At 36.5% G+C, this 13115-nt stretch carries 11 protein-coding genes and 4 tRNA genes; all 15 read right to left on the reverse strand.

The window, feature by feature from the left end:
- Window positions 1-48: 48 nt before the first annotated feature.
- Window positions 49-234 carry a CxxH/CxxC protein gene (locus DPQ31_RS26960; protein ID WP_001052827.1) on the reverse strand — a complete coding sequence of 62 codons (186 nt, stop codon included), beginning with the start codon at window positions 232-234 and terminating at the stop codon, window positions 49-51.
- A 53-nt stretch (window positions 235-287) separates the two neighbouring features.
- A complete protein-coding gene (locus tag DPQ31_RS26965) occupies window positions 288-1463 on the reverse strand; it encodes a S1C family serine protease (protein WP_000008023.1) in 1176 nt (391 codons plus the stop codon).
- A gap of 63 nt (window positions 1464-1526) precedes the next feature.
- Entirely contained in the window at window positions 1527-2321 is a 795-nt protein-coding gene (locus DPQ31_RS26970; protein WP_097958149.1) for an MBL fold metallo-hydrolase, read from the reverse strand.
- The gene (locus DPQ31_RS26975) at window positions 2305-3141 is read right to left on the reverse strand and encodes a two-component system regulatory protein YycI (RefSeq protein WP_000383715.1); all 837 of its coding nucleotides are present in this window, start codon (window positions 3139-3141) and stop codon (window positions 2305-2307) included. The genes DPQ31_RS26970 and DPQ31_RS26975 overlap by 17 nt, the downstream gene beginning before the upstream one ends.
- Complete coding sequence (locus tag DPQ31_RS26980) at window positions 3122-4468, reverse strand: YycH family regulatory protein (protein WP_000061574.1); 1347 nt, start codon at window positions 4466-4468, stop codon at window positions 3122-3124. The genes DPQ31_RS26975 and DPQ31_RS26980 overlap by 20 nt, the downstream gene beginning before the upstream one ends.
- Entirely contained in the window at window positions 4465-6306 is a 1842-nt protein-coding gene (gene walK, locus DPQ31_RS26985) for a cell wall metabolism sensor histidine kinase WalK (protein WP_000755358.1), read from the reverse strand. Before walK ends, DPQ31_RS26980 begins: the two co-directional genes overlap by 4 nt.
- Before the next feature lie 3 nt (window positions 6307-6309).
- A complete protein-coding gene (walR, locus tag DPQ31_RS26990) occupies window positions 6310-7017 on the reverse strand; it encodes a cell wall metabolism DNA-binding response regulator WalR (RefSeq protein ID WP_000971864.1) in 708 nt (235 codons plus the stop codon).
- Between the two features lie 283 nt (window positions 7018-7300).
- A tRNA-Phe gene (locus DPQ31_RS26995) sits at window positions 7301-7373 on the reverse strand.
- Between the two features lie 41 nt (window positions 7374-7414).
- Window positions 7415-7490: transfer RNA gene (locus tag DPQ31_RS27000), tRNA-Asp, on the reverse strand.
- 21 nt (window positions 7491-7511) lie between these two features.
- A tRNA-Glu gene (locus DPQ31_RS27005) sits at window positions 7512-7583 on the reverse strand.
- 13 nt (window positions 7584-7596) lie between these two features.
- Window positions 7597-7672: transfer RNA gene (locus tag DPQ31_RS27010), tRNA-Lys, on the reverse strand.
- Window positions 7673-7811: 139 nt separating this feature from the next.
- Window positions 7812-9101, reverse strand: coding sequence for an adenylosuccinate synthase (locus tag DPQ31_RS27015; RefSeq protein ID WP_000100232.1), 1290 nt, complete (start codon window positions 9099-9101; stop codon window positions 7812-7814).
- Window positions 9102-9317: 216 nt separating this feature from the next.
- Window positions 9318-10667 carry a replicative DNA helicase gene (gene dnaB / locus DPQ31_RS27020; protein ID WP_001286243.1) on the reverse strand — a complete coding sequence of 450 codons (1350 nt, stop codon included), beginning with the start codon at window positions 10665-10667 and terminating at the stop codon, window positions 9318-9320.
- 27 nt (window positions 10668-10694) lie between these two features.
- The gene (gene rplI, locus DPQ31_RS27025) at window positions 10695-11141 is read right to left on the reverse strand and encodes a 50S ribosomal protein L9 (RefSeq protein WP_000864222.1); all 447 of its coding nucleotides are present in this window, start codon (window positions 11139-11141) and stop codon (window positions 10695-10697) included.
- Window positions 11138-13111, reverse strand: a complete 1974-nt coding sequence (locus DPQ31_RS27030) for a DHH family phosphoesterase (protein WP_001113905.1) — start codon at window positions 13109-13111, stop codon at window positions 11138-11140. The genes rplI and DPQ31_RS27030 overlap by 4 nt, the downstream gene beginning before the upstream one ends.
- Window positions 13112-13115: the final 4 nt, after the last annotated feature.

A 13115-nucleotide genomic window follows, 5' to 3' on the forward strand; every position in this document is an offset into this window, starting at 1 on the left:
ACCTTACAAACATGTTATCCACATAACTTATCCACATATCCACAAATGTTACCCACATATTGTGTGAGAATCTGTGTTCGATACAACATATGTCGCCTCATTTTGACAAAATTCACATGTTTTTTTCTCTTTTTCTGAGTTATCCACATTGTTGATAACCGGTGCAACTTCACATTCATCAACAATAATATCTAACGCTAATTCAACATGTTCTAAACAACAAGGTAAATTCATATTCTTCACCTCACTTTTCTACAATAGAAAACAGGAGGTAGGCCCTCCTGTTTTTAATATTTTTGAATGCCTAATTTCACCGTTGTTGTTGCTCTTTTTGTACCACGATAAAACGTAAGAGTCATTTTATCATTAATTTTTTTATCATATAAGGCCGTACGGAACCCAATAATATCGTTTACTGGTTTTCCATCTACCGCTACAATAACATCATGTTCTCGCAAACCAGCATCCGCGCCTGGTGAAGGACTTTTCACATCTAAAATGCAAACTCCCTCTGCTACATTGCCTGGTAAATGTAATGTTTTGGACCAATAATAATTCGGAATCTCATTTAATGATCTAAGTTCAATTCCAACATAAGGTCTTCTTACTTTCCCGTACTTCTCAAGTTCATTCATAATCGGAACGGCTCTAGTAACCGGAATAGCTAATCCGATTCCTTCCACTTCTTTTGCAGCAATTTTCATTGAGTTAATACCAACTAATTGTCCTGCCGCATTTACAAGTGCACCACCACTATTACCTGGATTAATCGCTGCATCTGTTTGTAATACTTCTACTTGCCAATCGTAATGACCATCTTGGTCTAAGTCTACAGGAACAATACGCTCGTTAGCTGAAATAATGCCTTGTGTAACGGTCCCCGAAAATTGCAGTCCGAGTGGATTTCCAATCGCAATGACCGGTTCTCCTCGACGAACTTTATTAGAATCGCCAATCTCAATTATTTTTTTCACATGCTTCGCATCTATTTCTAGTACAGCTAAATCTGTGACTACATCGGTTCCTAATACTTTCCCTGGGACCTTCTTACCGTCACTTAGACTTACTTCAATACGATTTGCTCCAGCAACGACATGGTTATTTGTTACAATGTAAGCTTGTCCATCTGTCTTTTTATAAATGACACCAGATCCTGTACCGGCTTCTGAATCTGCCTCTGAAAAATTGTCTCGTTGAATATTAATAATACCAACAACAGCTTCAGAAGCGCGATCAACAGCGTCTACAAAGCTAACCTGTTTAATCCCTTGAGCTTCAGCCATGTTACTTCCACTTGCTTCAGCTTGCGGAAGCGCGCCAGCATGATTCGAAAATAAAGGCGCCCCAAATGCAAATAATGAAGCCCCTACAATTGTTCCTGCTATGCTAGAAATGACAATACCTTTATGCTTCTTTTTACCTGCACGTTTTATACGATACTTTTCTTCATCAATAAAGGACATATTTGTTCACCTATCTTCCTGAAAACAACTATATTCACCTTTATTGTTTACTAAAATGAAGAATTATACGTATTGAATTTTCGTAGGCATTTTTGGATCTGTATCATGAATTTCAAAGGATTCTCCCACTCCAAATCCTTTTTCCTCTAACACTTGCGATACTGACATACGCGCTAGTTCTTTCATATTGTTATCTAAGCTTAAATGTGCTAAATAAATATGTTTTGTCTCATCTGTAATTACATCTACCATCGCTAACGCAGCATCCTCATTACAAACGTGACCAACGTCGCTTAAAATACGTCTTTTAATGCTCCACGGATAACGTCCCATACGAAGCATTTCCACATCATGATTACTTTCAAATACGAAAGCATTAGCTCCCTTAATAACACCTTTCATACGGTCACTCACGTATCCTGTATCTGTAATAAGGGCTAATTTTCTATTATTGTTATGAAAAGCATAAAACATCGGCTCTGCCGCATCATGGGAAACTCCAAATGACTCGACCTCAATATCACCGAATGTTTTCACATCCCCAACTGAGAAAATGAACTTTTGCTCAGTTGGGATATTTCCTATTAAATGTTCCATTGCATTCCATGTTTTCTCGTTCGCATAAACTGGTAAATCATATTTACGCGCCAATACACCTAATCCTTTAATATGGTCACTATGCTCATGTGTGACAAGAATACCTGATACATCATTTATATTCAGTTCTGCTTGTTTAAATAAAGCCTCTGTTGCTTTACCACTTAAACCTGCATCGACGAGTAATTTTTTTTCATCCGTTCCTACATATAGCATATTCCCTGTACTTCCACTTGCAAGCACACTAAAATGCATACTCATTCTTTCTCACTCCATTATGTTCTTCCGGCACTTGAGTTTCCCCTAATTCCATAACTTGTCCTTCAATTGCATTCACAAAAAAGTCCTTTTTCTGCTCTGTCTTTAAGTTCCAAGTTGGAGCTAGCACTTGTATATTAGAAGATGATTCAGCTAGAGCCGCATATCCAATCTGCGCCTCTTTCACGTGCGTATTTTCTGCAATTTTATTTTTTAAATATATATTTTCCAAAGCTGTTTGAGCAGTGATAATTTCTTGTTCTTTCGTTTTTTCACTTTCGCCCATTTCCTTCAAATCCGTTAACATTGTTTGTGTATACGAAACAAGCTCGTTTTTTTCATTTAAATCCACAACAATCATTGCATGATTATTGTGGAAAATCGGCTTATCCTTATACTTTTGGAAGAAATAAATTTTAGAGTCTTTCATTGCTCCAAATTCGTATTTCTGCCCATCAAGGACACTGTTTTTTAAGAAATCATTATATTTATCCTTAGATAATGATTTTGCATTTAAAAATGGCTCTTTCAACTTACCTTCTATCGTATATTCATTTTGCAGATGCGCTGTTTGATTTTTTAAAGATTGCACATCTTCTTCTTTAAAGTTTTTATTTTTCGCCATAATAAATGACTCTTTTTTCGGCTCTTTAGGAAAACTCCCCATAGTAATTTTAGATTCTTTTAATTGTTGATCAATTTTTGTTTCTGTCACAATTTCCAACTGATTACTATCTTGCTTTTGAATGAACTGAAAGATAAGAAAGAGGTCTAAAACAAAAAAGGTCACAATAAATATCGTTTTAATTCGATCCCAATCCATTTAGTCCTCCCTCACTCCACTCATATATTTTTTGTTTACCCTCTTCATCACATTTTACATACCATATCGGCTGTAAAATACTGATCTCTCCTCCGTTCACAGGACCTCCGTTCACGGAAGATTTCAATGACATTTTATAACCAATACCAACATCCTGAATTGAATTTTTGTCAATTTCCGGATTATTCTCTAATGATGTCATCACTGTACGACCTGATGCAAGAGAAGTGGGTGTACTAGGTAAAGGAATATTGAAATCAAAAAGAGATCTCTCATACTGCATGATTTCGCCTGAACCCCATGCTTGTTTTAATTCAGCCATTCCATCTGCATTAAATACAGGTAAACCGCCCTCGTATAAACGGAATGAGGTTTTCCCCTTATTAATATAATCAAGACGATAAGAATTTAAGTTACCACTGTGCCCACTTACAAAGTCGAAGCTTTTCTTCAAAAGCATCGCATTATCTGTAACTTTATCACTATATACTGCGGAATTTTTATATTTCAACATTAAATTCAACTTATCAATTTCCATAGATCGAATACCATCTGTAAATGTTTCCTTTGATTTCTCGGTAATAGGACTTAAATAACGCGGATCACTAAATAAAACATTTTTAAATGAATCCACATCTAACCCAGACACAAAATACTCTATCTGATTTAATTCCGTAATTCCATCTGGTAAAAACAGTTTTTTCGTATCATTTACTTGATATTCAAAATATGGTTTTGCTAATGTAATAAATCGATTTTGGTCGTTTATAACATCCTTTACATAAGCACCACTCAACATCGCTTGATATATTCTACGAGGATTATCATAAGAAATAAAATTAACTTTAATTTCTTGGTCCTTGCTTCGAGAAGGATCGATTACAATGCGATTAAAACTTCTATTAGATTCTAAATTTTTATCTTTAATATTGAACATGTCTTTAATCGTCTCAAGTGGCACATTTGTAGGAAAAACAAATTCAATCTTTTCTTCTCCGTGTACATAAGAAAGAAAATCCCCTTTAGGAACTGTGCCTGTTATTTCCCTAAAATCATGTAATTCTCCATTTTCAAGAATTTTATAAAGTGAGTTCACGTTGTTCGTATTCTCACTTACGTAATGATTTTTTTCTTTATGAACAATAACAGAGGATGGGCGAACAACTCCTGAAATCTTTATCGGATTTATCTCTTCATTACCTTGAACAAATTTTGTATTTTGCACAGAAGTGGAATCGGGAACATATGTCCATAAATTAAAAGTTAAAAATAGACTAATAACAACTAAATTAATTAGAACTATCGTTTTAAAGTTTTCCATACTCATTCCCAATCGTCCTCTTCATCTGGTGCCAGTGGCAGTGTGAAATAAATCGTCGTTCCTTTTCCTTCCTCACTCTTCGCCCAAATAGAACCACCATGTGCCTCAATCATTTCTTTTGCAATAGCTAATCCAAGACCCGTACCACCCATTTGTCTTGAACGGGCTTTATCCACACGATAAAAACGTTCGAAGATTTTATCTACGTTTTCTTTCGGAATACCCATACCTTGGTCACTTACACTAATCTCTAATAACTCCCCTCGATCACGTAAGCGATATGTTACTGTTCCACCTTCTGGCGAATACTTTAATGCGTTAGAAATAATGTTATACAACACTTGTGTAATTTTGTCCGTATCCATATCAATAAATCTAGATTTTTTAGAGAAAGATCGTTTGAAACTTACATTTTGCTCTTTAGACATTTCAAAGCGATCAATAACATTATTAAAGAAGTCAGTAAAGTCGACCCACTCTTTCATCAAACGATGTTCTGTACTATCAAGCTTAGATAGTTGCAACAGCGCATTTACAAGCCTTATCATTCTTTCTGTTTCCTCTTGTGTAACTGTTAAAAATTGCGGTGCAATATTTGGATCTTGCCATGCACCATCTGTCAGCGCTTCTAAGTAACTACGCATCGTTGTTAATGGTGTTCTTAATTCATGAGAGACGTTCGCCACAAACTCGCGGCGTTCCCCTTCTATACGCTCCTGCTCCGTTACATCGTATAATACAGCAATTAAACCATTTGCCTTCCCCGTCTCTTTTTGAATAACAGAGAAACTAGCACGTAAAATGTATGGTTCATTTCTCGTACTAAAATCTAATAAAACAGAATCAGGCTCTTCGTATAAATGATCGAGCGTAAATTCTTCCTGTATCCCCAATACTTCTAAAACCGATTGATCCAGCGCCGTTTCACGCGAAACATTTAGCATCTTTTCCGCAGGGTCATTTAATAAAATAATATCCCCTTTTCGGTCAGTAGCAATTACTCCATCTGTCATATGTGATAAAACAGATGATAATTTACGTCTTTCGCTTTCTGTTGAAGAACGAGCTTGTTGTAGCTTTTTTGATAAATTATTGAAAGATAATGCTAATTGGCCAATTTCATCATGACTATGGACCTTTACTTTTCTCGAATAATTTCCTTTTGCCATTTCAATTGCTTGCCTTCGCATATCTGAAATTGGTCTTGTAATTGTTTGAGCTAGTAAAATCCCAAGTACAGCCGTTACTAACAAAGCAATCACTGTTCCGGTAGCAAAAATTTGATTTATATCCTTCATTTGTTTGTATACATCTTCCATAGATGCAACAATACGAATGACACCAAGTACCTCCCCAGCTTTATCGCTTTGAATAGGAGTAATCATCACTTGAACTCGATGGCCAGTTCCTCCATCTTTCTCAATTTTTGATTCTAGTTTATTTTGTACAATTACCCGTTGAACAGCTATATCTGTCGATGTTCTGCCTATCTTATTTTGCTTAGCCGTGTCTGAAATCGCCATTAATTTTCTATTAGAATCAAATACACTTACTTCTTGAATATCTTTCTTACGATCCGATGCAAACTTTTGAATCGAATTTTTTATAGCGTCATCTAATGATTCTGGATCTGTTTTTTCACGACTTTTTGTAAATTCTTGCTTTAAATTATACGATAGTAAATTCGTTTGTTGTGTCAGAGAATCCTTAAAGCCTTGTACAAGACTTTTTTCTAATTCTCTTACAAAATATACACCGATTACTTGCATCGCTATTAATATTAATAGCATATATATGAGCACAAACTTTAAATGAATGGATTGAAAAAAACCAACCTTTTTCATATATTATTCCTGCTCTGGGTCACGCAAGTAATACCCTACCCCACGTCTAGTTACAATTAAAGTAGGATGACTTGGATTATCTTCAATTTTTTCACGTAAACGACGTACTGTTACATCCACTGTACGCACATCTCCAAAATAATCATAACCCCAAACTGTTTGCAATAAATGTTCACGTGTCATAACTTGTCCTAAATGTTTTGCTAAATAATGTAGCAATTCAAATTCACGATGTGTAAGCTCAATATTTTCCTCACGCTTTGTTACACTATAAGCATTTGGATTAATAATAATTGGTCCAATAACCATTTCAGTATTTTCTTCTTTTTCTGCTGCACCACCTTGTTGATGGCGGCGTAAATTCGCCTTCACACGAGCAAGTAATTCCCTCGTACTAAATGGCTTCGTTACATAATCATCTGCTCCAAGCTCAAGCCCTAATACCTTATCAATTTCAGAGTCCTTCGCTGTAAGCATAATAATCGGCATTTCTGAGTTTTTACGTATTTCACGACAAACCTCTAAACCATCTTTTCCTGGTAGCATAATATCTAATAAAACCATATCTGGCTGTTCTTCATTAGCTTTCTCAATTGCTTCATCACCATCATGTGCCATTACAATTTCAAAACCCTCTTTTTCTAGGTTGAACTTCAAAATGTCTGCAATCGGCTTTTCATCATCAACTACTAAAATTTTCTTTCCCATCATCGTCTATTTCCTCCTCATAAAAATATGGTCAATGATTCTTAAATATATTGATGTTTCTATAGTATATCCCTATATGACAGCAACCTTTATTTAAGTGTTCTCTCCTCTATTCTCATAGACTCATGTATGATCCACCTTTACACGGAATCCTATACGATCTACAGAAAAACCTCTAGCTTCAACTGCTAGAGGCTCCTCATCCTATTGTAAAATAACTACCCACATTTGTAAAACTACACAAAATAAAAAGGATATTAAGTGGGCCCACTTAATATCCTGAGAGTGGCTCGGGACGGAATCGAACCGCCGACACGAGGATTTTCAGTCCTCTGCTCTACCGACTGAGCTACCGAGCCAAAACTATATATAAAACCACTAATGGTGGTATAAACAAAAGTGGCGGTCCCGACCGGGGTCGAACCGGCGATCTCCTGCGTGACAGGCAGGCATGTTAACCACTACACCACGGGACCAAAAATAAACATAAAAAAACATGACCCGTACGGGATTCGAACCCGTGTTACCGCCGTGAAAGGGCGGTGTCTTAACCACTTGACCAACGGGCCACGAAAAATAAAATGGTGAGCCATGAAGGATTCGAACCTTCGACCCTCTGATTAAAAGTCAGATGCTCTACCAACTGAGCTAATGGCTCATACTCACCAACGTCATATTTTCGTGACGACAAGATGTATCATAACATATCATCTTTCACTTTTGCAATACTTTTTTTGTTTTTTTATAAAAGATAAGAAAAAACTCATGCGGACATGAGTTTTTCTTAAAAATATCAATTAAACTTCGTATACGTTACGAACGATATTCGTTTGGTTACGATCTGGTCCAACTGAGAACATAGATAATTGGATTCCTGTTAATTCAGAAACACGCTCTACGTATTTTCTTGCATTTTCAGGAAGCTCATCTAATGATTTCACACCAGTAATATCTTCTTCCCAACCTGGAAGCTCTTCATATACAGGCTCACATTTCGCTAAAATGTTTAAGTTTGCTGGAACTTCATCTATAACTTCTCCGTTATATTTGTAAGCAACACAGATTTTAAGAGTTGGAATACCTGTTAATACATCAATAGAGTTTAATGATAAATCCGTTAAACCACTAACACGACGCGCATGTCTTACAACAACGCTATCGAACCAACCTACACGGCGTGGGCGACCAGTTGTTGTTCCGTATTCACGACCAACTTCACGAATTTGATGACCAATTTCATCATTAAGTTCAGTAGGGAATGGACCATCACCAACACGGCTTGTATATGCTTTACATACACCTACAACGCGAGTAACTTTCGCCGGACCAACTCCAGTTCCAACTGTTACACCACCAGCAATCGGGTTAGAAGATGTAACAAATGGGTACGTACCGTGGTCAATATCAAGCATAACACCTTGTGCACCTTCAAATAATACACGGTGATTGTTATCTAGTGCATCATTTAATACAACAGATGTGTCGCATACATATTGTGCGATTTGTTGTCCATATTCGAAGTACTCTTCAAAGATTTCTTCTACGCTGAAACCTTCTGTATCGTACATTTTTTCAAATAAACGATTTTTCTCTACTAAATTGCGCTCAAGCTTCTCTTTAAATGCTTCACGGTCTAAAAGATCAGCCATACGGATACCAATACGAGCAGCTTTATCCATATATGCAGGACCGATACCTTTTTTCGTTGTACCGATTTTGTTATCACCTTTACTAGCCTCTTCTAACTCATCTTGTTTTAAATGATAAGGTAAAATAACGTGTGCACGGTTACTTACACGTAAATTATCAGTACTTACACCACGGTCGTGTAAGTATTTTAACTCTTCAAGTAATGCTTTTGGATCTACTACTAAGCCATTTCCGATTACACAAATTTTCTCTTTATAGAAAATACCAGATGGAATTAAGTGTAACTTATATTTAACTCCGCCGAAAACAATTGTATGTCCCGCGTTATTTCCACCTTGATATCTTGCAACTACTTCCGCATGCTCAGAAAGAAAATCAGTGATTTTACCTTTTCCTTCGTCGCCCCATTGTGTTCCTACAACTACTACTGAAGACATTATTAAAGCACCTCCGCAATTTTCAAACGATCTATTCAAACAATATAATTGTACCAAAACCGAAAAAGAAGTCAACCAAAAAAGCGAACATTTTTTTATTAAAAATCATTTTCGTTCGTAAGAATTATATTTTCACCTTATGAAAGCCTTATCTTTACTCTATAAAAAAAGAAACACATCTTATTATAAGAAATGTGTTTCTTTTTTATACTGCCTTTATGCCCCATCCTCAAAGCGTCGTTCTAAGTTAACGAACTTATTAAATTCTTTAACAAACGCAAGCTCTACTGAACCTACCGGACCATTACGTTGTTTTGCGATGATAATTTCAATCGTATTTTTATTTTCCGTTTCACGGTCATAGTAATCTTCACGATACAAGAATGCTACAATATCAGCATCCTGCTCAATACTCCCCGATTCACGAATATCAGACATCATAGGGCGTTTATCTTGACGAGATTCAACACCACGGGATAACTGTGAAAGGGCAATAACAGGCACTTGTAATTCACGCGCAATCCCTTTTAATGTACGCGAAATCTCAGATACTTCCTGCTGACGGTTCTCGCCCGACTTCCCACTTCCCTGAATAAGCTGTAAATAGTCAATTAAAACCATCCCAAGACCTTGTTCCTGCTTTAATCTACGGCATTTTGCTCGAATCTCATTTACCTTAATCCCTGGTGTATCATCAATATATATACCGGCATTTGAAAGGCTTCCCATCGCCATTGTTAACTTCGCCCAATCATCAGAAGTTAATGACCCAGTACGAAGTCTTTGCGCATCAATATTACCTTCTGCACAAAGCATACGCATAACAAGCTGATCAGAGCCCATCTCCAAACTAAAGATCGCTACATTTTCATCCGTTTTCGTCGCTACGTTTTGTGCGATATTTAATGAAAATGCAGTTTTCCCTACTGACGGACGCGCCGCTACTATGATTAAATCATTTCGTTGGAAACCTGCGGTCATCTTATCTAATTCAGTAAATCCAGTTGGTATTCCTGTAACTTCACCTTTTTGATTATGCAAAAGTTCGATTTTATCGTAAGCATCCACAAGAACGTCTTTAATATTCTGGAATGCTTTAGCGTTCGTTTGATGAGATACTTCTAATATTTTTTTCTCAGCCTCATTTAAAAGGCCGTCCACATCATCTTCTCTCTCATATCCATCAGACACGATATGAGTCGCCGTTCGAATTAAACGACGTAAAAGCGCCTTTTCAGCGATGATTCGTGCATAATACTCTACGTTAGCAGCAGTTGGAACAATCTCTGCTAACTCTGCTAAGTAAGAAACCCCACCAACTTCTTCTAGTAATCCTTGATCAGCCATCGCTGACGTCATCATTACTAAGTCAATTGGCTCTCCCTTATCAGACAAGCCAAGCATCACTTCAAAGATCTTTTGATGTTTCGTTCGATAAAATGAGTCAGGTACCAATAGTTCTGATGCTGACGTTAACGCATCTTGATCAATCAATATGGCACCTAAGACTGCCTGCTCAGCTTCTATATTATGCGGAGGGGTACGATCAGCCATTACATCACTCATACGCAATCCTCCTTGTTTAATTTATTTTTATTGTTCACTAACATGAACTTTTACTTTTGCTGTTACTTGCGGATGCAATTTTACAGTCACATTTGTATAACCTAATGCACGAATTGCATCATCCATTTCAAATTTACGTTTATCAAGTTTGATTTTATGTGATTTTTGCATTGCGTCTACGATTTGTTTGCTTGTGATAGAACCAAATAAACGGCCACCTTCTCCAGATTTCGCCTTCAGTTCCACAGTTAATTTCTCTAAAGTTTCTTTCAGCTCTTTTGCATTCTCAAGCTCTGCTGCTGCATCTTTTTCTTCTTTACGCTTTTGAGCTTCTAAAGTTTTCATACTGCTGTTTGTCGCTTCAGCAGCTAATCCTTGTTTTAGTAAAAAGTTATTTGCATAACCATCTGGTACGTTTTTTATTTCTCCTTTTTTACCTTTACCTTTTACGTCTTTTAGAAAAATTACTTTCATGATTGTGTGCCTCCCTGTAAATAGTCATCAATAACAAATCGAAGCTTCTCCTCAGCTTCATCTACTGTAACATTTTTCATTTGTGTGGCTGCATTCGTCAAATGCCCGCCACCTCCTAGATTCTCCATAATTAGCTGCACATTCACTTCACCTAAAGACCTGCCGCTAATTCCAATGAAATTCTCCCCACGTTTCGCTATAACAAATGATGCAATAATACCCGTCATCGTTAATAGCGTGTCCGCTGATTGTGCAATAAGCACTTGATCGTAATAGTCATCACTATCAACTTTTGCAATAGCAATTCCATTTTTATAAATGTACGCATTTTTAATAGCTTTTGCAACTCGTAAATACTGATTCATATCTTCTTTTAACAATTCTTGTACAAGTACAGTATCTGCACCATGCGAGCGTAAATAAGAAGCTGCATCAAACGTACGAGCACCCGTCCGGAACGTAAAACTTTTCGTATCAACAATAATACCAGCTAACAATGCCGTCGCTTCTAACATTGTCATCTTTAAATTTTTCGGTTGATACTCAAGTAATTCTGTAACAAGTTCTGCCGTCGAAGAAGCATATGGTTCCATGTAAACAAGTAATGGATCTTCAATAAAATCTTCTCCACGACGATGATGGTCAATCACCACTACATTTTCAATTTTACGAACCAGTTTTTCCTCCATCACCATAGAAGGCTTATGTGTATCCACAACAACAAGTAAGGACTCATCATTTGCAAATTCCATCGCTTGATCTGGGGTAATAAAATGAGACCATAGTTCTTCATTTTGTTTCACTTTATCCATCAGACGTTTAATTCCCTTATCGGAATCATTTTCATCTAACACAATATATCCTTTGCGCTCATTTAATTGAGCTACCTTTAAAATACCAATCGCAGCACCAATTGCATCCATATCAGGGGCCCTATGTCCCATTATAATGACATTACTACTTTCTAATACTAAATCCTTCAATGCATGCGAAATAACTCTAGCACGTACACGAGTACGCTTTTCAACTGGATTTGTTTTACCGCCGTAAAATTTAACTTTACCTGTCGCTTGTTTAATAGCTACTTGATCCCCACCACGTCCAAGCGCAAGGTCTAAACCAGATTGAGCCATTGCTCCAAGCTCTGATAAAGGCATATCACCTGATCCGACACCCACACTTAACGTAAGTGGTATATTCCTTTTAGATGTTTCTTCACGCACTTGATCTAAAATGTTAAACTTGCCTTTCTCCATTTGTGCTAAAATACTTTCATTTAGTACAACGAAGAACCTCTCTGAAGATGCACGTTTTAAATAAGCGCCATACTTAACAGCCCATTCATTTAGACGTGACGTCACAAGACTTGTTATATTCGTACGTAATTGATCATCTAATCCTTGTGTAACTTCATCATAGTTATCTAAATAAATAACAGCTAAAACAGTGCGTTGATCTTCATACATCTTTTCAATTTCTGTTTGTTCCGTTACATCAAAGAAATAAATTAGCTTTTCTTCTTTCCTTACAAAAACACGGAACTTTCGATTATTTAAAGAAACTATATCGTCAGAAGTTTCCCCCTTAATAAAAAGGAGTAATGTTTCTGATACATCGTAAAGGTGCCAACCGGCTAATGCATGCTGTCCCAAACATGATGATAAATAAGGATTTGCCCAATCAATCCCATAATCCTTATTGTATAACAAAATACCAATTGGCATTTGGTTAAATGCTTCATTACTCACTTTCTTTACCCTTGTAATCATATCTGTCGTATGTTTTTCAAAATTTCTTTGGAAAGTAAGTTCGAATCGTATAACGACAAAAAGTACAATACAAAAGATAAAAAAGGCTGATATTCCCATAATTAAATGAAAGTAACAGAGGAGTGAAATTAGCACAAATACAAAAAATGCCAATACATAAACAGGATATAAAAACCACTGTTTCTTATAAAATTCAGGCATGTAT

The organism is Bacillus sp. COPE52, from assembly GCF_003355115.1.
GTDB lineage: Bacteria > Bacillota > Bacilli > Bacillales > Bacillaceae_G > Bacillus_A > Bacillus_A toyonensis.